We start from the raw sequence: 25,734 nt of genomic DNA, 5'->3' as shown, positions 1-25,734 counted from the left end.
GCCCGTACCCGGCCTCCCTCAGTGCGCAATCTTCCACACCGGCCGCCCGTCCGCCCGCCGAGCGCGTCCGGACGGCGGTCACCCGGGCGGACGGGGGGCTCAGGGCGCCGAAAGGACCAGGCGGCGGGCGAAGTTGCGGTAGCCGAGACGGGTGAACGCCGCGGCCATCGGGGTGTTCGCCAGGTCGGTGTCGGCGCGTACGACGTCCGCTCCGGCGTCCTCGGCGAGGAAGCGGGTGATCTCGGCGAGGAGGTCGTCCGCGTAGCCCCGGCCGCGGTGCTCGGGCAGGACGCCGAGGTAGCCGACGACGTGGACGCTGGTGTTGCGGGAGGGCAGCGCGAAGCCGACCGGCCGGCCCTGCGGGGTCTCGGCGATCCGCCACCAGGAGCGGTCGCCGGGCATCTCGTCGCGGTAGAAGGCGACGTCCTTGCGGGCCTGCCGCTCGGCGCCCACGGCTGCGGCGCCGGTGCCGGACTCGGCGTCGAGGGTGCCTTCCAGGACGCGGCGGAACAGGTCGACGAAGACCTCGTCGTCCGGTTCGGCCCGGAAGCGCAGCCGGCCGGAGGGCTTGGGGACGCCGGTCTCGCGGGTCCACTCGAAGCGGAGCCGTTCGAGGGAGGCGGTGAGTCCGGCGCGGCGGGCGGCCTCCCGGCGCCAGCCGAGGGCGGCGACCGCGTCGCGGCGCTCGCGCCAGTCGCCGGGGAGCAGCACGTGGTAGTCGGGCGGGCTGTCCTGGCCGGCCTCGGCGAAGGCGGTGTGCGCGGCGGTGAGCAGGCGGGCCGCAGCCTCCGTACGGGTGTCGTCGGGGTCGTGGGGGCCGTTGAGGTCTTGGGAGCCTCCGGGGCCCCCGGGCTCCTCGGGCTCCTCGGGGTCGCGCACGTTCAGTACGTCGAGCGCGGCGGGCAGGGGGTCGTCGGGTCCGCCCCACCAGACGGCGAGGGCGTAGGGCTCGCCGCCGTCCTCGGGCTCCGCGAGCCAGGTCCACTCGGGCCGGTACTCGCCGGAGGCGAGCCGTTCCCGGAAGATGTCGGTGTCGGCCCAGACGCCGGTCCGGCCCGGGGGCAGCAGCGGCAGGACGCGGTCGACGTCGGTGTCGGTGAGGGTGCGGACGATCACGAGGCATCCCGGGCGGCGGGGGCGGTGGACCGGCCCCAGACGCGGTCGAGGAAGCCGTCGATCAGCGGGGCGACCTCGGGCAGGTGGTCCTCGAGCGCGAAGTGCCCGGTGCCGAAGAGGTGCAGCTCGGCGTCGGGCAGGTCGCGGAGATAGGCGCGGGCGCCGTCGGGGGTGAAGAAGGGGTCGCCGGTGCCCCAGGTGATGAGGGTCGGCGGGCGGTGGGTGCGCAGCCAGGCCTGCCAGTCCGGGTAGGCGGCGAGGTTGCTCTTGTAGTCGTAGGCGAGGGCGAGTTGGGCCTGCTTGCGGCCGGGCAGGTCGAGGAAGTGCTGGTCGAGCAGCCAGCCCTCGGGCGCGACGAGCGCCGGGTCGGCCGTGCCGCCCTCGTACTGGGCGCGGGTGGCGGGGAGGGTGAACAGGTCCAGGATGGTCTGATCGGCGCCGGGGGTGTCCGGGGTCAGGGCGGTGAACGCGCGGGCGGCGGCGGAGAGTCCGTCGTCATAGGCGTTGCCGTTCTGCACCACGAGCCCGGCGACGCGCTCGGGGTGCCGCCGCGCGAGGCGCAGGCCGACCGGCGCGCCGAAGTCGAAGAGGTACAGGGCGTACCGGGTCAGGCCGAGCCGTTCGGTGAAGCCCTCGACGACGTCGGTGAGGCGCTCGAAGGTGTAGGTGAAGCCGTCCGGGGCGCGGGTGTGGCCGAAGCCGGGGTAGTCCGGCGCGATCAGCCGGTGGCGGCGGCCGAGGGTGTCGATGAGCCGCCGGAACTGGTGGGAGGCGGACGGGAATCCGTGCAGGAGCAGCAGCACGGGGGCATCCGGACGGTCGGGCAGGGATTCGCGGTAGAAGACGTCGACCCCGTCGACGTCCAGGTGCCGGTGTGCGGAACGGGCGGGCGGGCTGATGCGCGGTGCGGTCACCGAGGCTGTCATGCGTCAGTCATACGCCGACGCCTTCTAATGCGTCAATCGCTTTATGTAGCATTAGAGTTCGTGTACGCCAGTGAACCGCCGACCGGCGAGCCCCTGCCCCTCGACCTCGTCAACACCCGCCCGCTGAGCGGGGGAAGCCGTACGGACCTGCTCGGCACCCCCGACCGACTCGCCGCCTGGGTGGCGAGGCAGGGAGACCGGCTGGGTGAGGAGACGAGCCGGATGGACGAGGACGCGGAAGCGGCCGGCCCCGCCCTCGCCGAAGCCGACCTCGCGCCGGTGCACGCCGTGCGCGACCACACCGAGGCGGCGCTGCGCGCCCTGATGGCGGGGCGGCGGCCACCCGAGGCCGCGCTGCGCGGACTCGCCGACGCCCAGCGCGCCGCCCCGGCGGTCCGCGCGCCGGTCTGGGACGGTACGGCGGTGGTCGCGCCGCCGCGCCGCACCGGGCCGCTCGGGGTCCGGCTGGCCGCGCTGCTCGCGGAGTCCGCCGCCGCGCTGCTGGCCGACCCGTCGGTCGCCCGGGTCCGCGAGTGCGCGGCCGACGACTGCGTCCTGCTGTTCCTGCCCGCCCACCCGCGCCGCCGCTGGTGCTCCCCCACCCGCTGCGGCAACCGGGTCCGCGTCGCGCGGCACTACCGGCGGCGGAAGGAGTCGTGAGGGTGCCTCACCGTGCCGCCGGCGGGGGCGTACGCGGTGGCGCGCGACACCGGCGACCGCTTCGACGAGCCGTGCCCGGCCGCCACGCCCGGGGGCCGTGCCCGGCCGCCACTCCCGGGGGCCGCACACCAGCGACGGTCGACTGATCGCACCCGCTCGGCGGCACCGCTCGCGGCTCGCCGACTCGGCCCGCGGCGAGGCGGCATGTCTCCCCGGCTTCGGCGGCGGCCGGCTCCTCGCCGGACCCCAACCACCCGCACACGGCTCCTCGCCGGACCCCAACCACCCGCACACGGCTCCTCGCCGGGCCCACTCCCGCACACGGTTCCTCGCCGGGCCCACTCCCCGCACACGCCGCCTCGCCGGGTCCCCACCCCCGGCACACCCCGCCTCGCTGGCCCCCCGGCACACCCTGCCTCGCCGGCCCCCGGCACACCCTGCCTCGCCAGCGACCCGCGACCGCCCGTCGGCGGCATCCCGCCCGCCGCCCCCGGCCGGACGGGATGCCGTCGGTCAGGGTGTCGCCGCCGGGAGGACTCCCGCCTGCTGGAGGCGGGACGGGTCGGCGCGGAGGATGGCTTCCTGGGCGAGGCGGAGGGACGGGCCGGGTTCGACGCCCAGTTCCTCTCTGATGACGCGGCGGGCGTGATGGTAGACGCCGAGGGCGTCGCCCTGGCGGCCCGCCCGGTACAGCGCGGCCATGAGCTGGCGGTAGAACGGCTCGCGCAGCGGGTGGTGGACGAGGAGGCCCTTCAGTTCCTCGATCACCTCGTGGTGGCGGCCGATCGCCAGCGCCGCGTCGATGCCCAGTTCGGTGCAGTTCAGCCGTTTCTCCTCCTGCACCGCGGCGAACGACTCGATCGCCAGAGATCCCGGCAGGCCTTCCAGAACCGGGCCGCGCCACCGGTTCAGCGCCCGGCGGAGCAGTTCGCACGCCTGCCGGAAATCGGCCGCGAAGTAGCGCTCCCGGCCGTGCTCGTACAGCGCCTCGAATTCCTGGAAATCGGTCATCGCGCCGCTGACGTCGAGAATGTATCCGGGCGATGTGGTGACGATCGGGGACCCGCCCCTCGGTCCGCTCAGAAGTTTCCGCAACTGCGAGACGTACACCCGCAGGCTCGCATGGGCACACCGTGGCGGCTCGTGTTCCCACAGCTCCGCCACGAGCCTCTCCCCGGGTACCGCCTGCCCCGCCCTGACCAGCAGAAGGGCGAGCAGTTTGGCGAGTTTGGGCGCCTCGGGCGTCAGGTCGACGCGGCCGCGGATGATCCGCAGCCGGCCCAGCAGTTCGTAGCGCAGCGGTTGGTCGGCCGGTACAGAGGACAGGGACACAACTACCCCCCGAATGCGCGGTGCGCATTCAACTAAAAGTCCGGTTCCCCCGTCCGTCCCCAGGTCCGGGACGTCTATTACTCGATGGTATCTGCTTTCGCCGGAAGCCTATGCCAGCTCCCTGCCCGATACCAGTCCCACCTCGTTACACCGGCATTAAGGCGAACGGAAGTTGCCCGGTTCCGATCCCTCGGCGGTAAAGAATTCGGCCATTTCCGGGGGCGGCGGAAAACGCCGACAGCCCGGGCCGCGCCGGAGGGCGGGCCGGGCTGTCGCTGTCCGCGTCGTGGCGCGTCGGCGCCCCGGGTCACGCCGCCATGGGCCGCTCCCCGCCGAGCGTGCGGTCCAGCCAGGAGAAGAGCCGGTCGTGGAAGAGGTGCATCGCGCCGGAGTGGCAGTGCGCGCCGCCGCCCTCGTCGGCCGTGAAGACGTGGAGCGTCTTCGGCGCGTTCAGGCCGGTGTAGACCTTCTTGGCGTGCTCGAGTCCGGCGAAGAACAGGTCTTCCTCGGCGTCGAGCACGAGCACCGGGCAGCGCACCTGCCCGATCACCTCGGACAGCCCGAACGCGGGCAGGGTGCGCAGCAGTCGGGAGGGGGTGGCGGCGCCGAACGTCCACAGCGCCTGGCGCAGCAACCAGCGGGTGAAGGTCTGCTGGGCGGCGATGCCCCACATCACCGGGTCGGCGAAGTCGTCGCAGCCCTGCTCGACCCACTCCAGCACGAACGGCGGCAGCGCCACGACGTCGCCGAGCTGCCAGACGGCGTCGTGGGCGACGCAGCCGGCCAGCCGGTGCTCGAACGCCGCGGCCCGCACCGCGAGCAGCCCGCCGAGGCTGGTGCCCATCAGCACCACCCGGTCGGGGTCGACGCCGGGCAGGTCCAGCGCGTAGTCGACCACCGGGGTGACCACCCGCTCCCAGTCCGGCCGGAACACCAGGCCCTGGTCGCGCAGGACGGAGCCCTGTCCGGGGCCCTCGAAGCACAGGCAGTCGTAGCCGCGGGCGAGGGCCGCCGCGGCGACGAAGAACCAGCCCTCCTCCAGGGTGGAGTCGATGCCGCCGTGGTGGATGACGAGCGGACGGGGACTGCCGGTGCCGTCGTCGGCGGCGCGGTAGAGGTAACCGGGCAGCGAGGTGTCCTCGTAGGGGATGCGGACGAACTCGGGCGGCCGGTCCATGAGTTCGGCGGCGTCGGCGAAGGTCTCCCGGGACAGCCGCATCAGGCGCAGCGCCTCGGGGTCGAGCGGGTCGTCGCGCTGGAAGAACTCGGCGGTGCGGTAGTAGTTGTGCGCGCGCAGCAGGGCGGCCCGGGCGTCCACGGTGCGGCCGTCGCCGCGGGCGGCGGCGCCGAGGCGGTGGACGCGCTCGGCGAGCGCCGTCCACGCCCGCCGCCAGGCCTCGGTGTCGCCGTCGGGGATGCGGGAGGCGACCGCGACGACCTCGCCGAGCTGCGCACCGCCGTAGTCGGCGTATCCGGCGGTGCGCAGGGCCTGGTAGTCGAAGGCGGGGTCGTCGAAGAGGAAGGTCATGGCAGCGGCTCCTGAAGCGTCGGGGAGGTGCTCCTACGGCGTGCCGGGGTCCGTCCCGGCGGGGTGCGCACGGGTTCCGTTCAGGAAGGTGTCGACGATCGTCTCGGCGAACGCGACGGAGTCGACGGGGCGTTGACGCAGGATCAGCCGGGAGGCCATCGGGCCGACGAGCAGTTCGACGGCGTCGTCCGGGTCGAGTCCGGCGCGCAGTTCCCCGCTCGCGACGCCCTCGCGCAGGACTTCGCTCAGGGCCTCGCGCCGGGCGGCGACGACGGTCTCCTCGAACCGCGCCACCAGGTGGGGCCGGCGTACGGCCTCGCCGAGGAGGCTGCCGATCAGCCGGTGCAGCGGGGTGTCCTGGCCGCGGTGGCGCAGCTGGTCGACGAGGGTGACCAGTTTCTCCCGCAGTCCCAGCCCGTCCAGCGGCGGCACGGGCAGGTCGAGGGAGCCGAGCGCGGCGAGGACCAGTTCCTCCTTGTTGCGCCAGCGCCGGTAGACGGTGGCACGGGCGACCCCGGCCCGCTGGGCGACCAGGTCCATGGACAGCTCGGCGAAGCTGTGTCCCTCGCCGAGCAGGGCGAGGGTGCCGTCGAGGATGGCCCGGTCGGCCGCGGGGTCGCGCCGTCGGCCGCCCCGGTGGGCGCGGTCGAGTCGGGGCGGTGTGGACATGGGGCCTCCGTGAGATGGGCCACGCCAAGAGGCGTCCGGCGTACGGCGGTCGGGGCGGCGCGCACGGTGTGGGGCGGCCCGCGTTCGACGCTAGACCCGCCGGACAATCGAGTCAATGGTGTATCGAAACATCTTTGACTCGAAACACGGGTGGGTCTCCCGGCGCTACCGCCCGGGTCCGTCCGGCCCCACCGCCACGGCGACCAGGAGTCCGCCGGCGGCCTCCCCGCAACCCAACCACCAGTCCGCGCCGAGGAGTTCGGTGTGCAGTGACGTGAAGTCCCGCGCCAGTCCGACGCCGAGCGCTTTGGTGTACGCCTCCTTCAGCGTCCACAGCCGCAGCAGCCGCGCGTTCCGCTCTCCCGGCGGCAGCCCCCGCAGCTCCGCGAGTTCCGCGGGGTGGCAGATCTTTCCGGCCAGGGTGAGCAGGGAGCGGTTCCGGGCCTCGACGTCCACGCCGATCAGCCGCCCGCAGGCCACCCCGACGACCAGCGTGTCCGCGGTGTGGGCGAGCCCCGCGTCCAGCCCGGAGGGGGCACGCACCACCGGCCGCCCGCGTCCGTCCCGGCCGAGCCGTACCCGCTCGGGCGCGGTGCCGCCCGCCGCGGCGACGGCCCACCGGAGCAGCACGCGGGAGCCCACCAGCCGCTCCCTGACGGCGGGTTCGCGCGCGGCCCGGTACCGCGGCAGGTCCGCGCCGAGCAGTCCGGCGACGTCCGGGGCCGGTCCGGCGGCCCGCGCCCAGTCCGCTACCCGCCCGTGGCACACCGCGTACCCGTGCCGCCGTACGGCCTCCCGCACCGCCCTGCCCGCCCGGCGCTCACCCGGCCTCACAGGGCCGACGAGTAACGGTGCGTCAGCCACATCGGCGCTCTTCCCCGCCTGTACGCCGTCTCCGCGCATGTAACCCCACCTCCACCCTCGTACGCCCCGCCTCCCGGACCACCACCCTCGGCACCGGGTGCCAGCACGGACCGTACCCCCGCACCTCCGCCCCGTGACGTGCGCCGCAATTTCCGCTTTACACAGGCTTTTCAACCCTCACCAAGGCTGGTCACACCGGATGGCACTCGGTGCCGACCCGATCGTGAGAGGACTGCCTGTGCCGCACCAGTTCCAGCACCGAACCCTGACGGACGCCGTACGCCACGGCGTGGACCGTCACCCCGAGCGTGCCGCGTTCGTGTATCTGCACGAGGACGGCCCCGGCCTGCGGCCGCAACGTCTCACCTACGCCGAACTCGACCGGCGGGCCCGGGTGGTGGCGACCCGGCTGCGGCAGTCGGCCAAGGGCGACCCGGCCCGCCCGGTCCTGCTGCTGTATCCGCCGACCCTGGACTTCGTCACCGCGTTCCTGGGCTGCTTCTACGCGGGCCGTACGGCGATCCCGGCCCCGCTGCCCGACGAGCCGGGCGAGCGGCTGGCGCGGGTCAGCGGCATCCTGCGGGACGCGCGCGTGGGGGCCGTGCTCACGCTGCCCGAGTACCGGCAGCCGATCGGCGCCTGGCTGACCGCCGCCGGCGAGCGGGACGTGGTGTGCCTCGCGGCGGCCGAGGGGGACGACGAGGGCGACGCCGACCCGGACCTGTGGACCCCGCCCCGGGTCAGGGACGACGACGTGGCGTTCCTCCAGTACAGCTCGGGCTCGACCAGCGAGCCGAAGGGGGTGATGGTCACCCACGCCAACCTCGCCGCCAACGAGGAGGCGATCCGCACGGCGATGCGGACCCCGGACGGCGTGGTGGCGGGCAGCTGGCTGCCGCTCTACCACGACATGGGGCTCATCGGGATGACGCTCCAGCCGCTGTGGGTGGGCGGCACCAGCGTCCAGATGTCGCCGATCGCGTTCGTCAAACAGCCGCACCGCTGGCTGCGGATGATCCACGACTACCGGGTGGAGGGCACCGCGTCACCCGACTTCGGCTACGAGCTGTGCGTGCGCCGGATCACCGAGGAGCAGTCCGCCGACCTGGACCTGTCCAGTCTGCGGGTGGCGCTCAACGGGGCCGAGCCGGTGCGCGCGGAGACCGTGCGCGCGTTCGTCCGGCGCTTCGCGGGCAACGGGCTGCGGCCCGAGGCGATCCTGCCGTCGTACGGGCTGGCGGAGAACACGCTGCTGGTCTCCAGCGGCGACACCGAGTCCCCCCATCTCGAACTCACCGTGGACGCGCACGCGCTGGAGCGCGACGAGCTGCGGCCCGCGCGCAGCGACCGGCCCGCCCGCACCCTGGTCGCCTGCGGCCGGCCGAAGGACACCGAGGTGCTGATCGCGGACCCGGTCTCCGTGGAGGCGCTGCCCGACGGCCGGGTCGGCGAGATCTGGCTGCGCGGCCCGTCGGTGGCCGCCGGTTACTGGAACCGCGAGACGCTGACCGCCGAGACGTTCCGGGCGGCGACGGCCGACGGCCGCACCGGGTACTTCCGCACCGGCGACCTGGGGGCGCTGCTGGACGGCGAGCTGTACGTCACCGGCCGGATCAAGGAGATGCTGATCCAGCACGGCCGCAACCTCTACCCGCAGGACATCGAGCAGGCCGTGCAGGACGCCGAGGACGCCTTCCGGCGCGGCGGCGGCGCGGTGTTCACCGTCACGGGGGCCGACGAGCGCTCCCATGTCGTCGTCGTGCAGGAGCTGCGCAACCGCGTCGCCGACGACGTCGACCCGATCCGGCTGGCGGCCGGGGTGCAGGCGCTGCTCAGCCGCCGGTTCCAGCTGGCCGCGGTGAGTGTGGTGCTGGTCCGGCAGGGCGTCATCCGCAAGACCACCAGCGGCAAGACCCAGCGGGTGCTGATGCGGCAGCTCTTCCTCGACGGCGCCCTGCCCGTGCTGCACCAGCGGCTCACCCCGCCGGTCGCCGCGCTGCTCCCGGCGACGGCCCCGGCCGCGGAGCCCTCCCGCCTCTGAGAACAGCCGCTCGGAACCGCCGCCGACCCGCCAAGAGAGAAGCAGGCTATGAGCATCGCCCCTGACACCCGTACGCCCCTGGACCGCCGTTCGGCCGCCGACCTCGTGCCCTGGCTGACCGAACGCGTGGCCTTCCATCTGCACACGACCCCCGAGGAGATCGACCCGGACACCCCGCTCGCCGACTACGGCATCGACTCGGTCGCCGCGATCAGCGTCTGCGGCGAGATCGAGGAGCGCTACCGCATCCCGGTCGCCCCGACGATCGCCTACGACTACCCGACCGTGCGAGCCATCACCGACCACCTCGCCGAACGGCTGTCCGCCGAGGGCCGCTCATGACGGGGAGCGGGACGCCCGAGACACCACGGAAGGGGGCGGTCGGACCACAGCGTCCCGAATCGCCCGAGGCGTCACGAACCGCGCCGGCCGAGCGTGAGCCCATCGCCGTCGTCGGTCTGGACTGCCGCTTCCCCGGCGCCCGCGACCCGGCCGAGTTCTGGTCCCTGCTGCGGGACGGGCGCGACGGCACCGGCCGGGTCCCCGCCGGGCGGTGGGACGCCGACCGCTGGTACGCACCGGCGGACGGCTCTCCCGGTGGCTCCCCCGCCGGCGGCCCGGCCGGGCCGCGCCCCGCGGGCCGTACCAACACCACCCGCGGCGGGTTCATCGACGACCCCGACGCCTTCGACCCCGGCTTCTTCGGGATCGCCCCGCGCGAGGCGGAGGCGATGGACCCGCAGCAGCGGCTGCTGCTCCAGTGCGCGTGGCGGGCCCTGGAGGACGCGACGATCGCGCCACAGGACCTGGCGGGCACCGACACCGGCGTGTTCGTCGGGGTGATGGCCAACGAGTGGGCGTTCCTCCAGCTCGGCGACTACGACCGGATCACCGCCCGGCACGGCTCCGGCAACGGCTACTTCATGGGCGCCAACCGGGTCTCGTACCACCTCGACCTGCGCGGACCGAGCCTCGCCGTGGACACCGCCTGCTCGTCCTCGCTGGTCGCCGTGCATCTGGCGGTGAACGCGCTGCGCTCGGGCGAGTGCGACCACGCGCTGGCCGCCGGCACCAACCTGATCATGACGCCGGTGCTGAACATCTTCTACGCCCAGGCCGGGCTGTCGGCGCCCGACGGCCGCTGCAAGCCGTTCAGCGCCGACGCCGACGGCATCGGCCGCGCGGAGGGGGTGGCCGTGCTGGTGCTGCGCCGGCTGCGGGACGCGCTGGCGGACCGTCAGCCGGTGTACGCGGTGCTGAAGGAGACCGGCACCAACCAGGACGGCCGCAGCAACGGCATCACCGCGCCCAGCCGCTGGGCGCAGCAGCGGCTCGTCGAATCGGTGTGGCGGCGGGCCGGGGTGACGGCCGACGACATCCGGTTCGTGGAGGCGCACGGCACCGGCACCCTGCTCGGCGACCACATCGAGGCCCAGGCGCTGGGCGAGCTGACCGCCGGGCGGCGCGCGGGGAGTGTGGCGCTGGGCTCGGTGAAGAGCAACATCGGGCACGCCGAGGGCGCCGCCGGGATCGCGGGCCTGGTCAAGGCGGTGCTGGCGCTGCACCACCGGACGGTGCCGCCGAGCCGGTTCGCCGAGCGGGAGAACCCGAAGCTGGATCTCGCCGGGCGGCGGCTGACGCTGCCCAGGGCGCCGCTGCGGCTGCCGCCCGGGCCCGTGCACGCGGCGGTGAGCAGCTTCGGCATGGGCGGCACCAACGCGCACGCGGTGCTGGCCGGCGCGCCCCGCGTGGTGCACGGCGGCACGCCGGGCGCGCCAGGCGTGTTCACCGTGTCCGCGCGCACCCCGGAGCGGCTGCGCGCCAATCTGCTCGCCCAGGCCGAGGGGCTGGCGCGCCGCCCGGAGGGCCGGCTGGCGCAGCTGTGCTGGACCAGCAACCGGGTCAAGTCCCGGCTGCCGCACCGGGCGGCCGTCGCGGCGGCCGATCTGCCCACGCTGGTCGCGGGGCTGCGCGCGGCGGCCGAACGGGCCGGGGAACGGGACGCGCCGGACGGCGTGCGGGGGCCGGTGCCGTCGGTGGCGTTCGCGTTCACCGGGCAGGGCGCCCAGCATCCGCGGATGGCGGCCTCCTGGTACGGCGCGTGCCCCGCCTACGCCCGCCACTTCGACGCGGTCGACGAGCTGCTCGTCCCGTACACGGGGCGCTCGGTGCGCGAGGTGGTGCTCGACGGGGACCCGGAGGTGCACCGGGCGCGGCTCGCCCAGCCGGCGCTGTTCGCGGTCGGGTACGCGATGGCGGCGACGCTGGCGGAGGCCGGGATCCGGCCGGCGTACGTCCTGGGGCACAGCGTCGGGGAGTTCGCCGCCGCCGTGGCCGCCGGGGCGCTCGATCCGGCGGACGCCGCGCGGCTGGTCGCCCGGCGCGGGGCGCTCATGGACGAGCTGCCGGCGGACGGCGGGATGCTCGCGGCGGCGCTCGACGCGGCGAGCGCGCAGGAGCTGGTGGCGGACCGGCCCCGGCTGGCCGTGGCCGCCGTGAACGGGCCGCGCTCCACGGTGATCTCCGGGGATCTGCGCGACCTGGCCGCCGTGGAGGAGGAGCTGCGGGGGCGTGGGGTGGCGGTGCGGCGGCTCGACGTCTCGCACGCCTTCCACTCGCCGCTGATGCGGCCCGTGGTGGCCGAGTTCCGCGCCGAGTGCGCCGAGGTGGCCGCGCGGCGGTCGGAGCTGCCGGTGTTCTCCACGGTGTACGGCCGTGCGCTGAGCGGTGAGGAGCGGCTGGACGCCGACTACTGGGCGCGGCAGATCACCGCGCCGGTCCGATTCGCCGAGGCCGCCGGGGAGTTGCTGGCGGGCGGGGTCACGCATGTGGTGGAGATCGGGCCGCGCGCGGTGCTCACCCCGCTGCTGGCGCGGCTGACGGCGGACACCGGCCGTACGGCGAGCCTGCACGCCGCCCACCCCGGCGAGCACGCGCCCGCATACCGGCCCCAGCAGTTGCTGGGCGAGCTGTGGTGCGCCGGGCTCACCCCGGAGTGGGACGTGCTCTACCCGGAGGCCGACCGCGTGCCCCGGCGGCTGCCGCCGTACGCCTTCGACGACACGTTCCGCTCCTGGCGCTCCGGCGACACCCCCGCCCGCCCCGGGGCCCCCGGTCCGCACCCGGACGAACCGGCCCGGCCGCACGGCACGGACACGGAGGCGACCCGGCCGCATGGCGCGGAGGAAGCGACACCTACGGGCCTGCCCGGAGCGGTTTCGCCGTCCGACGCGGAAGCACCGGCTGCCGGTCCGCACGACCGGCCCGGCCTCCGCGAGCCGGCCCCGCCGAGCGAGGGCACCGAGTCGCTGGAAGCACTCACGCGCGCGCTGGTCTGCCGGATCGGGGGCCACGCGCCGGAGCAGGTGCGGGACGACTCCCGGCTCCACGAGGACCTGGGCTTCGACTCGATCCGCGTGATGGAGCTGAAGGCCCGTGTCGAGCACGAGCTGCCGCGGCTCGGCACGCTCCCGGTCGAGGAACTGCTCGCCGCCCTGCGCACGGTGGGCGACCTCGTCCGGTATCTGCGCGACCGCCACACCGCCCTGGAGGGAACCCGATGACCGAGCCCATCCCCACCGCGCACCTCGCCTCGGTCGGCACGTGCCTGCCCGGCGAGCCGGTGGACAACGCGACCCTGGCCAAGCTCGTCGGCGTCGACGAGACGTGGGCCGAGATGTTCATCGGCAACGTCAGCCGCCACTTCGCCGTCGACCTGGCCACCGGCCAGGTCCGGCACACCCTGGCCGACCTCGCGGCGACCGCCGCCGACCGGGCGCTCGCGGACGCCGGTCTGGAGCCGTACGACATCGACGGCATCGTCATGGGCACGGCCACGCCCGACCAGCTGATGCCGGCGACCGTGAACCTGGTCGCGGACCGGCTCGGCATCGACAACGTGCCCACCTACCAGCTCCAGTCGGGCTGCGCGGGCGCCGTGCAGGCCCTGGACCTGGCGCGCACGCTGCTGCTCGCGGGGCGCTGCCGGACCGTGCTGGTGATCGGCGGCGACGTGTGCGCCAAACATCTGGAGACCGACTTCGACCCGGGCACCCGCTCCTCCGCCGAACTCGTCAACTACGCGCTGTTCGGCGACGGGGCCGGCGCCGCCGTGCTCAGCGCCGAACCGGTCGGGCAGGGCATCGCAGTGCGCCAGGTACTCAACCGGCTGGTGGGCCTGGGCCGGGAGCCCGGACAGGTCATCGACTGGTTCGGGCTGGGCGACCGGTACAGCGACCGCATCGCCGTCTCCGAGGACTACAAGGCGATCGAGGAGACGGTCCCGGTACTGGCCCGGCAGATGTTCTGGGAGCTCCTGGAGGACCTGGGCTGGGGCGCCGACGACGTGGACTTCCTGCTGCCGCCGCAGCTGTCCGGGCGGATGAGCGACCGTATCTCCGCGGATCTGCCCGCGCCGGACGCCCGCCGCGTCAACGTGGTGCGGCACGTCGGCAACAACGGCAACGCCCTGCCGTTCCTCCAGCTCGACGAGTTGCTGCGGCAGTGGGACGCGCCGGGGCGGGCCATCGCGGTGGCCGTGGAGTCCAGCAAGTGGATCAAGTCCGGTATCGCATTGGAGCGGTCATGACCCAGACGTACGCCGCACCGCCCGCCGAGTCCGCCGGCGGGTGGCACGACCCCGGTGCCCTGTCCGCGCTGCGCGCGCTGCACCGGTCCGGGAAGCTCGCCGCCGAGTACGGGGCCGTACGGGGGCTGCTGGCGCGGATGCCCCCGGCCGACCTGCCGGCCGCCGGGCAACTGCTGGCCCGGGTCGATCCGGAGGAGGTGAGCCGGCACGCGCCGGAGGTGACGGTGGTGCGGGTGGCGCTCACCGGGCACTCCACGGTGGCGCCACTGGTGGCGCCGCTCACCGCCGAACTGGCCCGGCACGGGCTGCTCCTGGCGGCCGAGGTCGCGCCGTACGGGTCGTACCTCCAGGATCTGATGCGCCCCGCCGGCGGCGCGCAGCCGCAGCTCACGCTCTGCCTGCTCGACGCGCACACCGTCTTCGACGAGGTCGGCGTGGAGTGGCGGGCCGCGGACGTCGAGGCCGCGGCGCGGGCCCGGCTGGCGCTGCTCGCCGGTGCGGTGCGCGCCCACCAGGAGGCCGGGCGCGGGCTGCTCGTCCTCAACACCGTGCCGCTGCCCCGCCGCTTCAGCCACCAGCTCATCGACCTGCGCTCGCGGGCGCGGCTCGGCGCGGTGTGGCGGGAGTTCAACAGCGGGTTGCTGGAGCTGGCGGAACGCCACCCGGGCGTGGTGACCGTGGATCTCGATCCGCTGCTCGCCGAGGGGGTCCCGGCGGTCGAGCCGCGCACCGCGCAGTACGCGCGGGCCCGGCTGTCCGGTCCGCTGCTCGCCGCCTACGCCCGGGAGGCCGGGCATGTCGTACGGGCCCGGCTCGGCCGCACCCGCAAGGTGCTGGTGCTGGATCTGGACGGCACGCTGTGGGGCGGGGTGCTCGGCGAGGCCGGGCCCGGTGGGATCGAGCTGGGCGGCGGGCTGCGCGGCGAGGCGTTCCAGGAGTTCCAGCGCACGGTCGCGCAGCTCGGCTCGCAGGGGGTGCTGCTCGCTGTCAGCAGCAAGAACGACGACGCCCTGGTGCGGGAGGTGCTGCGCACCCATCCCTCGATGGTGCTGCGCGAGGACGACTTCGTCCGCGTCAACGCCAACTGGAAGGCCAAGCACGACAATCTGCGGGACATCGCCGACCGGCTGGGGCTCGGTCTGGACGGCTTCGTCTTCGTCGACGACAGCCTCTTCGAGTGCGGGCTGGTCGCCGAGCGGCTGCCGGAGGTGGCGGTGGTGCGGGTCGACGAGGAGCCCGCGCTGCACCCGTCGGCGCTGCTCGCGGACGGCTGGTTCGACCTGTTCGAGCTGACCGAGGCCGATCTGGAGCGGGCCGGCCGCTATCGCACCGAGGCGTTGCGGCAGGAGTTCCGCGAGGACACCGGGTCCTACCAGGAGTATCTGGACGGGCTGGGCATCGAGCTGGAGCTGCGCCCGCCCGAGGAGGCGGAGCTGGCCCGGGTCTCGCAGCTCACCCTGCGCACCAACCAGTTCCATCTGGCGACCGAACGCCTCCAGGTGCCGGAGGTCGCCGCCTGGCGGGAGCGGCCCGGCCGGCAGGTGATCGCGGTGCGGGCGCGGGACCGGTTCGGCGACCACGGGCTGGTCGGGGCGCTGTTCCTGCGGCGGGACGGCGAGGGCCTGAGCGTCGACAACTTCGTGCTGAGCTGCCGGGTGTTCGCCCGTGGCATCGAGGCGGGGTGCGTGGCGGCCGTGCTGGACTTCGCGCGTTCGGCCGGGGTGCGGTGGGTGGCGGGCCGCTATGTGCCCTCGCCGCGCAACACCGCCTTCGCCGGCTTCTACGCCGAACACGGGTTCACCGCCGTGGCCGCCGACCCGGACGACGCGGACGCCGTGCGCTTCCGGCACGACCTGGAGGACGTCCCGCCCGCCCCGGCCCATCTGCGCCTGCGCGCCATGTTCGAACCGCTCGACACGACCACGGACGGAGACCGCCCATGACCACCGCACTCGACGACACCGCCGCCTTCCGCACCCTGCTGGAGGAGGAACTGGGGCTGCTCGTCGGCCCCGACGACCTGGACCGGCCGCTGGACGACTTCCCCGAGTGGGACTCGGTCCTGCTGCTCCGCCTGGTGACCGTCGCCGAGAGCACCCTCGGCCGGCGGATCCCGGTGGTGGACCTGCTGGAGGCTCGCACGTTCCGCCGGCTGTACGAGGCGGTGACGGCCCGATGACGCCCCGCCCGCCCACCGAGGGCACCCCGCTCACCGAGGGCACCGAGCCGTGCCTGCGCTTCCACGCCCTGTTCCTCGACACCCAGTTGGAGATCGTCTGCCCACCCGCCCTGGCCCGCCTGCTCACCCCTCGCCGCGGCACCGCTCCACCCGCTGTCGACCCCGTGCCGCGGCAGCCGCGGCCCGCGGGTCGGAGGGGAGCGGCCCGGTGACCCCGGCGGAGCCGGCCGCGACGGGCCGACGCCGGGTGTGCGCCGGAGGGCGGGCATGACGACGGACGTGTTCGCTCCGTGTCTGGTGCGGGCGCCGCGCGCCGGGGCACGGCTGCGGTTGCTGTGTTTTCACCACGCGGGCGGCGGGGCCTCGTTCTTCGCGTCGTGGCAGGGCCGGGTGCCGGCCGGGGTGGATGTGCTGCCGGTGCAGCTGCCGGGGCGCGAGGGCCGGTTCCGGGAGCGCCGCTTCCAGGACGCCGGGGAGGCGGTGGCGGCGCTGGACGGGGAGCTGGGGGCGCTGCTCGACGCGGGGCCCTGGGCGGCGTACGGGCACAGCATGGGCGCGCTGCTGGCCGCCGGGGTGACGGCGGCGCGGCTGCGGGCCGGCGGGCGCGGACCGGAGACGCTGTTCCTGGGGGCGTACGCGGCCCCGCACCGCACGCCCACGCTGCCCCGCCCGGACGCCTACGACGATGTCGGACTGGCCCGCGCGCTGGGGGACTTCGGCGGTCTCGACCCGGTTTTCCTGGAGCGGGAGGACTGGCTGCGGGTGCTGCTGCCGGTGGTCCGGGACGATCTGCGGATCTGCGCGAGCCACCATCGCGCGGGTCTGCCGGACCCGGGGGACGCGGGGGCCCGGCTGCCGGTGCGGGCCGAGGCGTTCACCGGCACCGGCGACGCGCTGGTCGACCCGGAGGGGGTGCGGGCCTGGGGGCGGTACGTGCGGGACTTCCGCCTCGTGTCCGTCCCCGGCGGTCACTTCTTCCCGCGCGAGGCCCCGGAGCCGTTCTTCGCGCTGCTCAACCGGTCGCTGGCCCGGCTGGTGGCGGCCCCGACGGACGCACCACCCGCGGCACCCGGCTGATCCGCCGCGCGATCTCGTCCGCGTTCTTCTCGTACAGGCCGCGCTGGTCCTGGATGCCGGGCATGGTCCACACCGGCCGGGAGGTGCCGTCCGCGAAGGTGAGGCCCGGGGTGTCGGGGCGCAGCCCGGTGAGGGTGAGGGAGAAGTCCGCGAGGTAGTCGACGGCGCCGTCCCGGGTGAGCCGGAAGGGCCGGTCGTGGCCGGGGTAGATCACGTCGGACACGGCCAGCGCCCGGTCGATGCTGCGGGCGGCGGCGTCGGCGTCCCAGAACACCAGCGGGTTGCGCCGGGTGCGGGCGACGTACGCGAAGTGCAGGGCGTCACCGGTGATGGTGGCGCGGCCCGCGTCGGTGTCGACGACGACGCCGATGCTGCCGGGCGAGTGCCCGGGCAGGGCGATCACCTCGACACCGGGGATGATCCGCTCGCCGTCGGCGACCTCACGGACGGGCAGCTGCTCCAGGAGCAGGCCCGTCCAGGCGGGCGTGGCCCAGTCGTTGGCGTGCGGGGTGTGGGCGTAGCGCCGTTCGTCGCCGTGCAGGACGAGGGTGGCGTGCGGGAACAGGTCGATGTTCTGGACGTGGTCCCAGTGGGCGTGGGTGAGGACGACGGTGTCGATGTCGGCGGCGGTCAGGCCGTGCGCGGCCAGCGCGTCCCACAGGAACGGGCGGCGGCCGACGTGCGCGGCGTCGACCAGTACGTTGCGGGCCCGCCCGGTGGCGTCCGGGCCGCGGACCAGGAAGACCCCGCAGAAGGCCGGGTATCCCTGGTCGGTGTCGACGGCGAAGCCGGGCAGCAGGATGTCGATCGTCGGCATGGAACTCCCTTGTGATCACGGACGTTCACGGGGTCGGCGTGCTCTCGGGGGTGCTCGTGGCGGCTAAGACCGCCGCGCGGATCGGGTCGAGGACGGCCGGGTCGACGAGGGTGGACGTGTCGCCCGGCGGGTCGCCGGTGACCAGGGCGCGCAGCAGCCGGCGCATGACCTTGCCGTTGCGGGTGCGGGGCAGGTCGGGGACGGCCAGCACGCGGTCGGGCCGGAAGGCGGGTCCCAGGGCGGTGGCGACGCGGGCGCGGAGGCGTTCGGTGTCCGCCGGGCCGAGGGCGCGGCCGGGCGCGGGCACCGCGAAGCACCACAGCGTCTCGCCCTTGAGGGGGTGCGGCACGCCCACCGCGGAGGCCTCCGCGACCGCGGGGTCGGCGACGACGGCGGCCTCCGCCTCGGCGGGCCCGAGCCGCTTCCCGGCGACCTTGACGACGTCGTCGGCGCGTCCGTGCACGAACCACTCGTCCCCCACCCGGGACACCAGGTCGCCGTGCGACCAACTTCCCGGCCGGCGGCTGAAGTACGCCTCCCGGAACCGCTCCGGCGCCTGCCACAGCCCCCGCGTCATCCCGGGCCAGGGCCGCCGTACGACCAGCTCGCCGGTCTGTCCCTCGGGGACTTCGGCGCCGGTCTCGTCGGCGACGATCGCGTCGATGCCGAGGCAGGGCCCGGCGAAGGAGCACGGCGACTGGGGCACGACCGGGGCGGAGGCGAGCAGCGAGCCGCCGACCTCGGTGCCGCCGCAGATGTTGATCACCGGGCATCGGCCGCCGCCGAACTCGGCGGAGTACCAGCGCCACGCCTCCTCCGTCCACGGCTCCCCGGTGGAGCCGAGGACCCGCAACCGGTCCGGTACGGGCGGGACTTTCGGGCCGCGGACCCGCAGCATCCGCGACAGGCTGGGCGAGCTGCCGAACACGGTCACCCCGTGCTCCGCCAGCAGCCGCCACAGCCGCCCGGGGTCCGGGTGGTCCACCGCACCCTCGTACGCCACCACGCAGCCGCCCGCGAGGGTGGTGCCGACGAGGACGAGCGGGAACATGATCCAGCCGGGGTCGGTCACCCAGAACACCACGTCGTCCGGGCGCAGATCGAGGTGGTAGCGGGTCTCGCTGCCGACCTGCGCGGCGAACCCGCCGTGCGTGTGGACCGCGCCCTTGGGGCGGCCGGTGGTGCCGGAGGTGTGCAGCAGCAGGAACGGGGCGGCGGCGTCGAGGGAGGCGGGCACGACGGGCGGGGCGGCGGCCAGCCGGTCCCAGTCGCCGGGGGCGACGACCAGGTGCCGTACGCCCGGCACGGCCGCGACCGCCGTGCGGGCCACCGCCTCCAGGTCGTACGCGCGTCCGTGGCGCCGCGTGGTGCGGGCGGTCACCAGGACGCGTGCCCCGGCGTCGGCGAGCCGGACGGCGATCGCCTCGGCGCCGAAGCCGGAGAAGAGGGGCACGAGGAGCGCGCCGAGCCGGGCGCAGGCGAAGAGCAGCACGAAGGCCTCGGGACCGGGCGGCAGACAGCAGGCCACCCGGTCCCCCTCCCCCACCCCGAGGGCGCGCAGCCCGCCCGCCACCCGGGCGCTGTCCGCGGCGGCCTGCGCGTACGTCAGCCGTCCCCGCCGTCCGTCCTCCCGCTCCCAGCGCAGCACGGGCGCCGCGCCGCGCCCCTGCCGGACGTGGCGGTCGAGGCAGGAGTCGGCGAGGTTGGTGCGGGCGCCGGGGAACCAGCGGGTGGCGGCGATGCCGCCGCTGTCGTCGAGGATCCGGTCGGGCGGGCGGTGCCAGACGACGCCGATGTCGGCGACCGCGCGCGCCCAGTACCACTCGGGATCGGCGGCGGAGCGGGCCTGGAGCGCGCGGTAGCCGCCGTCCACGCCGTGGGTGCGGCAGAAGGCGGCGATGTTGCCGTGCTCGGTGAACTCCGCGGACGGATGCCAGGCGTACGCCGTCACCGGGTGCCGTCCGGGTTCTCGATCAGCGCGGCGATGCCCTGGCCGCCGCCGATGCACAGCGCGACGACGGCCAGCCGGCCGCCGGTGCGGCGCAGTTCGTGGGCGGCCTTCAGCAGCAGGACCGTGCCGGTGGCGCCGATGGGGTGGCCGAGGGCGATGGCGCCGCCGTTGGGGTTGACCCGGTCGGGGTCGAGTTTCAGGGTGTCGAGGACGGCCAGCACCTGGGCCGCGAACGCCTCGTTGAGTTCGACCAGGTCGAGGTCGTCGAGGGTGAGGTCGTTGCGGCGCAGCAGGGTGCCGATGGTCTCGGCGGGGGCGACGCCCATGATCTCCGGTTCCAGCGCGGTCACGGCCACGTCGCGCAGCAGGCACAGCGGGGCGGTGTCCCGGGGCACGTCGGGGACGCGGGTGAGGAGGACGGCGGCGGCTCCGTCGTTGAGGCCGGCGGAGTTCCCGGCGGTGATGGTGCCGTCGTCGGCGAAGACGGTGGGCAGCGAAGCGAGCTTCGCCACGGTCGTGCCGGGGCGCGGGTGTTCGTCGCGCTCGACGACCCCGCCCGGGGTGGCGACGGGCACGATCTGCGCGTCGAACCGGCCCTCGGCGACGGCTTCGGCGGTGCGGCGCTGGCTCCGCTCGGCCCAGCGGTCCTGCCGGTCGCGGGAGATGCCGTACCGGTCCGCGACGATCTCGCCGGTCCTGCCCATCGGGTAGCGGCCGAAGGGGTCGGTGACGAGGGAGACGGTGCCGTCGATCGAGGAGGGTCCGCCCAGTTCGTCGGGGGCGCGGTCGGCGTAGTCCAGCAGCGGCTGACGGGTCATGGACTCGGTGCCGCCGGCCACGGCCACGTCCGCCGCGCCGACGGCGAGGCTCTGCGCGGCCGACCACACCGCCTGAAGGCCGGAGCCGCACAGCCGGTTGACGTTGTGGGCGGTGGTGCGCACCGGCAGTCCGGCGGCCAGGGCGGCGCGGCGGGCGTTGAACGCCTCGGGGCCGACCTGGCCGACGCAGCCGAGCACCACCTCGTCCACCGCGCCGAGCGGGGTCCGGGCGCGGACCACGGCCTCCCGGACGACGAGGGCGGCGAGGCGGTGCGCGGGCACGTGGGCGAGGGCGCCCTTGTACCGGCCGATCGGGGTGCGGGCCCCCGCGACGACGGCGATGTCCAACGGCATCGGTCACTCCTTCGGGTGGGTGGTGGGACCGGCCGGGGCGGTGGGACCGGCCGGGCGCCCGGCGGTGCCCAGGGCGCGGGCGTCCCGGTCGGGGCGGATCAGCAGCGCCGCGAGCAGCGCGCCGCCGATCAGCAGCCAGCCCGCCAGGTCGAAGGCGCGGCCGTAGCCGACGGCCTCGGTGGGCGCCGCGTCGATGATCCGGCCGGTGACATACGGGGCGAGCAGGCTCGACAGGGCGGCGAGCGCGTACGACAGGCCGAGCGCGGCGCTGCGCCGGGCGGGCGGGCAGATGTCGGCGACCGCCGCGTTGGTGAGCGGGGTCTGCCCGTTGCCCGCGCTGAACGCCAGCACCAGCAGGGGCAACAGCAGCGGCGCGGGTCCGACGCGGGTGACCAGCAGCAGACACACCCCGGCGAGGAGCGGCAGTACGGCCCCGAGCAGGCCCTGCGCGACCCGGGCGCTGGTCCCGCCCCGCAGCAGCCGGTGCGCGACCGCCCCGGCGGTCAGCACCAGCACCGCCATCGCGAGCGCGGGCAGACCGACGATCACTCCCACCACCGCGTCCCCGAACCCGGCCTGTTCCTCCAGGTAGAGCGGCAGCCAGGCGAAACCGAGCGCGAGGGTCCACATCACGGCGAAGGTGGAGAGGGTGGCGCCGAGCCAGGTACCGGTGATGACGATCCGCCAGAAGGGGACCGGGGCGGGACGTGATGTGGTGTCGGCGGGCGCCGGACGGAGGACGGTGGCCGGTCCGGGGGGTGTGTCGGCGGGCGCCGCGTACACCTCGGCTTCGACGGAGACGGAACCCGCCTCCCCGGCGACGGGCACCGCACGCGGCCTCGCGGCGGTGGACTCGGTCCCGGTGGGCGAGGGCGCGGCCTGTGACGCCCCTGGGTGGGCGTGGTACGGGCCGCCGCCCCCGAAGCGGAGCCATGCCGCGGTCCACACAAGGCCCGCCGCCCCGAGGAGGCCGAAGGCGGCGCGCCAGCCGAGGGTGTCGGTGACGAGGAGGACCAGGGGCGCGGCGACGACGGTGCCGCCCGCGCCGCCCGCGACGACGACCGCGGAGGGCAGGGCGCGCCGCTTCTCCGGGAACCAGGTGAACGCCGTGTGGTTGGCGAGCGGATAGCCCGGCCCCTCGCCCGCCCCGAGCACCACGCGGGTGGCGATGAGCGCGCCGTAGCCGGCCGCGGGGAGCAGGATCGGCAGTTGCGCGGCGGCCCACACCAGGGCGAGCGCGGCGAGCAGGGGCCGGGGGCGGATGCGGTCGCCGAGGAAGCCGACCGAGACGGCGGAGAGGCTGAAGAGCAGGTAGAAGCTGCTGGCGATGGTGCCGAACTGGGTGGCGGTGAGGCCGAGTTCGTCCTGGACGGGTCCGGCGGTGAGCCCGAGGACCGCCTTGTCGGCGGCGTTGATCACGACGAACAGGGCGAGCAGCGCCAGCACCGTGCGGGGCCGTGGCCCGGTGCCGGCCTCGGCGGAGCGGAACTTCATCCGGGCCCCCTTCGGCCGGCGCGTCCCTGAGGAGACCCGGTGCGGATCCCCCACGGAACGGAACGGGTCCGTTCCATGTGGCGGGGAACGTACACCCGCCCCGGACGGAACGCAACCGTTCCGTCCGGTGTTAGTCTCCGGCGATGGACTCGACCAGCGACGCGACCGGCCACGGCGCCCTCGACCGCCGCCCCACGGGTTCCGCGGTCCTGCGTGAATCGGTGACCGAGACGATCCGGCGCGCGGTGTTCGAGGAACTGGCCGAGACCGGGTACGCCCGGATGTCGATGGAGGCCGTCACCCGCCGCGCCCGGGTCGGCAAGGCGGCGCTGTACCGGCGCTGGCCCTCCAAGGAGGCGATGGTGGTGGAGCTGGTCTCGGAGGCCGCCGCCGCCCATCTGCCCGCCCCGGCCGGTTCCGGCTCGCTCCGCGCCGACGTCGCCCGGTTCGTCCGGGACACGGTGGCCGACCTGAGCCACCCGCTGGTCGGGCGGATCATCCCGGACCTGGTCGCCGAGTCCGCCCGCAACCCGTCGCTGCGCGAGGCGCTGCACACGGCGGTGCTCGCGCCCCGGCGCGCCGCGGTCGCCGCGCTGCTGCGCCAGGCGGTGGAGCGGGGCGAGCTGCCCGCCGACATCGACATGGGCCTGGCCGTCGACCTGTTCGGCGCGCCGCTGTACTTCCGGATGCTCGCGGTCGGCGGCCCCACCGACGAGGCCTACGTCGACCGGCTGACGCGCGCGGTCCTGGCGGCACTCGCCGCGAGTCGCTGAGGGCCCGGCCGGCTCCTCCGAGGCGCCGCTTTTGTCACGCGGATGCGTAGACGTGCCGTACGGCCGCTCGTACGGTCTCCGGAGCCGTGGGGCCGCCGTCGCCCCGGAGCCCTGGAGTGCCGGAGTGCCGATGCGCCGTAGCAGCTCGCCCCTCTCCCTGGTCCTGCTGGGCCTGGGTGTCTTCCTGCTGGTCCTCGCGCCCATGCTGGTCTGGTACGTGCAGCCGCGCGCGGCGGTGAACCCGATCGACATCGACGTCACCGCCGTCTACACCGGCACCGGCAGCTACTTCGACGTCGGCGAGGCCGAGACGGTCCACGACCGGCGGATCACCGTCACCCAACGGGTGCGCGGCGACGTGGCGGACAGCGAGCGCAGCGGCCGGGCGGTCTGGGACATCGTCACCACCGTCGACACCGACGCGTCGCTGCCCGCCGCCGACCCGCACGACGCGCTGGACTTCTCCACCGACCGCTGGGTCACCGACCGCGCCACCAACCGGCCCGCGCACTGCTGCGACGAGCGGCCGTACCACGAGGGCGAGGCGTATCTGAAGTTCCCCTTCGACGTGCAGAAGCGGCCCTACAGCTGGTGGGACAGCCAGCTCGGCTCGACGGTCACCCTCTCCTACCGGGGCACCGAGAAGATCCACGGCCACCGCGGCTACGTCTTCACGGGCACCGTCCCGCCGACGAAGGTCGGCACCCGCCAGGTGCCGGGCGCGCTGGTCGGGCGGCCGGGCGCCGACCAGGTGCTCGCCGAGGAGTGGTACGCCAACCACGGCATCAAACTGGTCGTCGACCAGGCCACCGGCCGCACCCTGTACGCCCGGCTCGGCCCGCGCCGCACGCTGCGCGCCCCCGGCGGCGAGAAGGACGCCGTGGTGCTGCTCGACGTCCCGAGGCTCACCCACACCAGGGCCACCCAGGAGTTCGCGGTGAGCCGCGCGCGGGAGGACAACGCCCGGCTGCGCGCGGTGGGCCGGACCGTGCCGGTGGCGTCGGCCGCCACCGGGTTCGTGCTCGCGGCGGGCGGCGGGCTGCTGCTGGCCAGGGGCGGACGACGGCGCCCGGAGGCGCAGGACGGCACCTGACCGGCGGACGACGGCTTCCGGGTGTCCGCCGGGCGGGCGGGACACGGGATTCGGCGGACCGGCTGCGGCGGCCCGCGCCGCGCTGCCACAATCCTCATCCCGCCCGGACCGACGACCCCGGGCGATCCGAACACACGAGTGGGGATGTCCATGGAGCTGTCGCTCACCGTCGAGGGCGAGGACGCCACCTCGCTCCACCGCTGGCTCACCCGGGACCCCGACGTCGCCGGTCACGCGACGGTCCGCCTCGGCGCCGCCGCGCGGCCCGGGGAGATGAGCGGCGGCGCCCTCGACGTCGTGAACGTGGTCCTGGGCAACGGCATCGCCCTCGCCAACCTCCTGGTCGCCGTGGCGGCCTGGCGCGGCACCCGCCCCCGCGCGCCGCGGGTCCGCGTCGAGCGCGACGGCGTGTCGGTGACCGTGACCGGCGCCGACCCGCAGACCGTGCGGGCCCTGGTGGCCGCGCTGGAGCGCCCGGAGGCGGAGCGGAGCTGAGCGAGGCCGGCCTGCCCGGCCCCGACGGCTCGTACGCGCTGCCGGCCGGCGGCCGGTCAGGCGCCGCAGGAGCGCAGGAACCGGCGGGTGCGGACCGCGATGGGCAGCGGCTTGTCCGGCTCGCAGGGGTACATGTCCTGTTCGACGATCGCGAACAGTTCGACGCCGAGGCCCTGGGCGGCCGTCAGCACGGGTTCCAGCTCCGGCACCCCGGAGGGCGGCTCGCACATCACGCCGCGCTGCACGGCGGGCCCGAACGGGACCCCGTTCGCGACGACGTCGGCCAGGATCTCCGGGTCGACCTGCTTGAGGTGGAGATAGCCGATGCGTTCGCCGTACGTCTCGATCAGCTTGACGCTGTCGCCGCCGCAGTAGGCGTAGTGCCCGGTGTCCAGGCAGAGGTTGACCAGGTCGGAGTCGGTGGAGTCGAGGAAGCGCTCGACGTGGGCCTCGGTGTCGATGTGGGTGTCGGCGTGCGGGTGGACGACGATGTCCAGGCCGTAGGTCTCCTTGACCTCGTGGCCGAGGCGTTCCATGCCCTTGGTCAGGTACGCCCACTGCCCGGCGGTCAGCTCCGGGGGCTCCAGGATCTCGGCGGTCTTGTCGTCCCGCCAGAAGGAGGGAATGACGACGAGGTGCTTCGCGCCCATGGCCTGGGTGAGGGCGGCGACCTGGCCGACGTGCTCCCAGGTGGACTCCCAGACGGCGGGGCCGCGGTGCAGTCCGGTGAAGACGGTGCCCGCGGAGACCTTCAGGTTCCGCTTGGCCACCTCGTCGGTGAGGCGGGCCGGGTCGGTCGGCAGATAGCCGTACGGGCCCAGTTCGATCCAGGAGTAGCCGGCCTCGGCGACCTCGTCGAGGAAGCGTTCCCAGGGCACCTGCTGCGGGTCGTCGGGGAACCAGACGCCCCAGGAGTCGGGGGCGGAGCCGACCCGGATACGGTCGAGCGCGGGGGCCAT

23 protein-coding genes are annotated in these 25,734 nt (G+C 75.0%); 12 read left to right on the top strand and 11 right to left on the bottom strand.

Translation table 11 applies throughout. The features are described from left to right. Positions 1–99: 99 nt before the first annotated feature. Positions 100–1,116 carry a GNAT family N-acetyltransferase gene (locus ACIG0D_RS10660; protein WP_399798309.1) on the bottom strand — a complete coding sequence of 339 codons (1,017 nt, stop codon included), beginning with the start codon at positions 1,114–1,116 and terminating at the stop codon, positions 100–102. Further along, positions 1,113–2,042, bottom strand: coding sequence for an alpha/beta fold hydrolase (locus ACIG0D_RS10655; protein ID WP_399798306.1), 930 nt, complete (start codon positions 2,040–2,042; stop codon positions 1,113–1,115). Before ACIG0D_RS10655 ends, ACIG0D_RS10660 begins: the two co-directional genes overlap by 4 nt. 60 nt (positions 2,043–2,102) lie before the next feature. On the opposite strand from ACIG0D_RS10655, the gene ACIG0D_RS10650 reads away from it, so the two are divergent. Then, positions 2,103–2,702 carry a CGNR zinc finger domain-containing protein gene (locus ACIG0D_RS10650; RefSeq protein WP_399798303.1) on the top strand — a complete coding sequence of 200 codons (600 nt, stop codon included), beginning with the start codon at positions 2,103–2,105 and terminating at the stop codon, positions 2,700–2,702. 513 nt (positions 2,703–3,215) lie between these two features. On the opposite strand, the gene ACIG0D_RS10645 is transcribed toward ACIG0D_RS10650, so the two are convergent. From ACIG0D_RS10645 to ACIG0D_RS10630, 4 genes are all read right to left on the bottom strand, one after another. Beyond that, positions 3,216–4,034: a BTAD domain-containing putative transcriptional regulator gene (locus ACIG0D_RS10645; RefSeq protein WP_399798301.1), complete on the bottom strand. Its 819-nt coding sequence runs from the start codon at positions 4,032–4,034 to the stop codon at positions 3,216–3,218. Between the two features lie 307 nt (positions 4,035–4,341). Beyond that, complete coding sequence (locus ACIG0D_RS10640) at positions 4,342–5,562, bottom strand: alpha/beta hydrolase family protein (RefSeq protein WP_399798299.1); 1,221 nt, start codon at positions 5,560–5,562, stop codon at positions 4,342–4,344. 33 nt (positions 5,563–5,595) lie between these two features. Beyond that, positions 5,596–6,231 (bottom strand): TetR/AcrR family transcriptional regulator, encoded by a 636-nt coding sequence (locus ACIG0D_RS10635; RefSeq protein ID WP_399798296.1) that lies wholly within the window; start codon positions 6,229–6,231, stop codon positions 5,596–5,598. 165 nt (positions 6,232–6,396) lie between these two features. Further along, on the bottom strand, positions 6,397–7,095 hold the full coding sequence (locus ACIG0D_RS10630; RefSeq protein WP_399798294.1) for a 4'-phosphopantetheinyl transferase family protein: 699 nt from the start codon (positions 7,093–7,095) through the stop codon (positions 6,397–6,399). 238 nt (positions 7,096–7,333) lie between these two features. Here ACIG0D_RS10630 and ACIG0D_RS10625 point away from each other — a divergent pair, with 238 nt between their 5' ends. From ACIG0D_RS10625 to ACIG0D_RS10590, 8 genes are read left to right on the top strand one after another with little or no spacing between them, the layout of a single operon-like run. Then, positions 7,334–9,136 (top strand): fatty acyl-AMP ligase, encoded by a 1,803-nt coding sequence (locus tag ACIG0D_RS10625; RefSeq protein ID WP_399798292.1) that lies wholly within the window; start codon positions 7,334–7,336, stop codon positions 9,134–9,136. Between the two features lie 48 nt (positions 9,137–9,184). Beyond that, positions 9,185–9,478 carry an acyl carrier protein gene (locus ACIG0D_RS10620; protein ID WP_399798289.1) on the top strand — a complete coding sequence of 98 codons (294 nt, stop codon included), beginning with the start codon at positions 9,185–9,187 and terminating at the stop codon, positions 9,476–9,478. Beyond that, positions 9,475–12,699: a type I polyketide synthase gene (locus ACIG0D_RS10615; protein ID WP_399798286.1), complete on the top strand. Its 3,225-nt coding sequence runs from the start codon at positions 9,475–9,477 to the stop codon at positions 12,697–12,699. Before ACIG0D_RS10620 ends, ACIG0D_RS10615 begins: the two co-directional genes overlap by 4 nt. Then, positions 12,696–13,724 carry a 3-oxoacyl-ACP synthase III family protein gene (locus ACIG0D_RS10610; protein ID WP_399798284.1) on the top strand — a complete coding sequence of 343 codons (1,029 nt, stop codon included), beginning with the start codon at positions 12,696–12,698 and terminating at the stop codon, positions 13,722–13,724. The genes ACIG0D_RS10615 and ACIG0D_RS10610 overlap by 4 nt, the downstream gene beginning before the upstream one ends. Next, positions 13,721–15,667, top strand: a complete 1,947-nt coding sequence (locus ACIG0D_RS10605; protein WP_399798282.1) for an HAD-IIIC family phosphatase — start codon at positions 13,721–13,723, stop codon at positions 15,665–15,667. Before ACIG0D_RS10610 ends, ACIG0D_RS10605 begins: the two co-directional genes overlap by 4 nt. Then, positions 15,664–15,903 carry a phosphopantetheine-binding protein gene (locus tag ACIG0D_RS10600; protein ID WP_399798279.1) on the top strand — a complete coding sequence of 80 codons (240 nt, stop codon included), beginning with the start codon at positions 15,664–15,666 and terminating at the stop codon, positions 15,901–15,903. Before ACIG0D_RS10605 ends, ACIG0D_RS10600 begins: the two co-directional genes overlap by 4 nt. Next, entirely contained in the window at positions 15,900–16,115 is a 216-nt protein-coding gene (locus ACIG0D_RS10595) for a hypothetical protein (protein ID WP_399798277.1), read from the top strand. The genes ACIG0D_RS10600 and ACIG0D_RS10595 overlap by 4 nt, the downstream gene beginning before the upstream one ends. A gap of 55 nt (positions 16,116–16,170) precedes the next feature. Beyond that, positions 16,171–16,980 (top strand): thioesterase II family protein, encoded by an 810-nt coding sequence (locus ACIG0D_RS10590; protein ID WP_399798274.1) that lies wholly within the window; start codon positions 16,171–16,173, stop codon positions 16,978–16,980. Here ACIG0D_RS10590 and ACIG0D_RS10585 read toward each other — a convergent pair. The 4 genes from ACIG0D_RS10585 to ACIG0D_RS10570 are packed head-to-tail and all read right to left on the bottom strand — an operon-like array spanning position 16,916 to position 22,414. After that, on the bottom strand, positions 16,916–17,797 hold the full coding sequence (locus tag ACIG0D_RS10585; RefSeq protein ID WP_399798272.1) for an MBL fold metallo-hydrolase: 882 nt from the start codon (positions 17,795–17,797) through the stop codon (positions 16,916–16,918). The two genes, ACIG0D_RS10590 and ACIG0D_RS10585, sit on opposite strands and share 65 nt — an antisense overlap. A gap of 25 nt (positions 17,798–17,822) precedes the next feature. After that, the gene (locus ACIG0D_RS10580; RefSeq protein WP_399798270.1) at positions 17,823–19,748 is read right to left on the bottom strand and encodes an AMP-binding protein; all 1,926 of its coding nucleotides are present in this window, start codon (positions 19,746–19,748) and stop codon (positions 17,823–17,825) included. Then, the gene (locus tag ACIG0D_RS10575; protein ID WP_399798267.1) at positions 19,745–20,920 is read right to left on the bottom strand and encodes a thiolase family protein; all 1,176 of its coding nucleotides are present in this window, start codon (positions 20,918–20,920) and stop codon (positions 19,745–19,747) included. Before ACIG0D_RS10575 ends, ACIG0D_RS10580 begins: the two co-directional genes overlap by 4 nt. A gap of 3 nt (positions 20,921–20,923) precedes the next feature. Beyond that, on the bottom strand, positions 20,924–22,414 hold the full coding sequence (locus tag ACIG0D_RS10570) for an MFS transporter (RefSeq protein ID WP_399798265.1): 1,491 nt from the start codon (positions 22,412–22,414) through the stop codon (positions 20,924–20,926). A 143-nt stretch (positions 22,415–22,557) separates the two neighbouring features. Between ACIG0D_RS10570 and ACIG0D_RS10565 the strand changes: the two genes are divergently transcribed. From ACIG0D_RS10565 to ACIG0D_RS10555, 3 genes are all read left to right on the top strand, one after another. Further along, entirely contained in the window at positions 22,558–23,187 is a 630-nt protein-coding gene (locus ACIG0D_RS10565) for a TetR/AcrR family transcriptional regulator (protein ID WP_399798262.1), read from the top strand. 130 nt (positions 23,188–23,317) lie between these two features. Then, the gene (locus ACIG0D_RS10560; RefSeq protein WP_399798259.1) at positions 23,318–24,280 is read left to right on the top strand and encodes a DUF3068 domain-containing protein; all 963 of its coding nucleotides are present in this window, start codon (positions 23,318–23,320) and stop codon (positions 24,278–24,280) included. Between the two features lie 144 nt (positions 24,281–24,424). Continuing rightward, positions 24,425–24,775 carry a hypothetical protein gene (locus ACIG0D_RS10555; RefSeq protein WP_399798258.1) on the top strand — a complete coding sequence of 117 codons (351 nt, stop codon included), beginning with the start codon at positions 24,425–24,427 and terminating at the stop codon, positions 24,773–24,775. A 56-nt stretch (positions 24,776–24,831) separates the two neighbouring features. Here the strand turns inward: ACIG0D_RS10555 and ACIG0D_RS10550 are convergent, their stop codons facing one another. Then, positions 24,832–25,734 carry a sugar phosphate isomerase/epimerase family protein gene (locus ACIG0D_RS10550; RefSeq protein WP_399798256.1) on the bottom strand — a complete coding sequence of 301 codons (903 nt, stop codon included), beginning with the start codon at positions 25,732–25,734 and terminating at the stop codon, positions 24,832–24,834.

Origin of the sequence: Streptomyces sp. NPDC052773 (genome assembly GCF_044547145.1) — a bacterium.
Taxonomy (GTDB): Bacteria; Actinomycetota; Actinomycetes; order Streptomycetales; family Streptomycetaceae; genus Streptomyces.
Note: the sequence above shows the minus strand (reverse complement) of the source record. Positions and strands in the feature narration are given on the sequence as shown.

Coding starts and splice junctions, on each gene's coding strand:
- ACIG0D_RS10565 (WP_399798262.1), top strand. CDS start 22,558: ATGGACTCGACCAGCGACGCGACCGGCCACGGCGCCCTCGACCGCCGC.
- ACIG0D_RS10620 (WP_399798289.1), top strand. CDS start 9,185: ATGAGCATCGCCCCTGACACCCGTACGCCCCTGGACCGCCGTTCGGCC.
- ACIG0D_RS10550 (WP_399798256.1), bottom strand. CDS start 25,734: ATGGCCCCCGCGCTCGACCGTATCCGGGTCGGCTCCGCCCCCGACTCC.
- ACIG0D_RS10575 (WP_399798267.1), bottom strand. CDS start 20,920: ATGCCGTTGGACATCGCCGTCGTCGCGGGGGCCCGCACCCCGATCGGC.
- ACIG0D_RS10560 (WP_399798259.1), top strand. CDS start 23,318: ATGCGCCGTAGCAGCTCGCCCCTCTCCCTGGTCCTGCTGGGCCTGGGT.
- ACIG0D_RS10595 (WP_399798277.1), top strand. CDS start 15,900: ATGACGCCCCGCCCGCCCACCGAGGGCACCCCGCTCACCGAGGGCACC.
- ACIG0D_RS10640 (WP_399798299.1), bottom strand. CDS start 5,562: ATGACCTTCCTCTTCGACGACCCCGCCTTCGACTACCAGGCCCTGCGC.
- ACIG0D_RS10615 (WP_399798286.1), top strand. CDS start 9,475: ATGACGGGGAGCGGGACGCCCGAGACACCACGGAAGGGGGCGGTCGGA.
- ACIG0D_RS10590 (WP_399798274.1), top strand. CDS start 16,171: ATGACGACGGACGTGTTCGCTCCGTGTCTGGTGCGGGCGCCGCGCGCC.
- ACIG0D_RS10600 (WP_399798279.1), top strand. CDS start 15,664: ATGACCACCGCACTCGACGACACCGCCGCCTTCCGCACCCTGCTGGAG.
- ACIG0D_RS10635 (WP_399798296.1), bottom strand. CDS start 6,231: ATGTCCACACCGCCCCGACTCGACCGCGCCCACCGGGGCGGCCGACGG.
- ACIG0D_RS10655 (WP_399798306.1), bottom strand. CDS start 2,042: ATGACAGCCTCGGTGACCGCACCGCGCATCAGCCCGCCCGCCCGTTCC.
- ACIG0D_RS10555 (WP_399798258.1), top strand. CDS start 24,425: ATGTCCATGGAGCTGTCGCTCACCGTCGAGGGCGAGGACGCCACCTCG.
- ACIG0D_RS10570 (WP_399798265.1), bottom strand. CDS start 22,414: ATGAAGTTCCGCTCCGCCGAGGCCGGCACCGGGCCACGGCCCCGCACG.
- ACIG0D_RS10585 (WP_399798272.1), bottom strand. CDS start 17,797: ATGCCGACGATCGACATCCTGCTGCCCGGCTTCGCCGTCGACACCGAC.
- ACIG0D_RS10610 (WP_399798284.1), top strand. CDS start 12,696: ATGACCGAGCCCATCCCCACCGCGCACCTCGCCTCGGTCGGCACGTGC.
- ACIG0D_RS10605 (WP_399798282.1), top strand. CDS start 13,721: ATGACCCAGACGTACGCCGCACCGCCCGCCGAGTCCGCCGGCGGGTGG.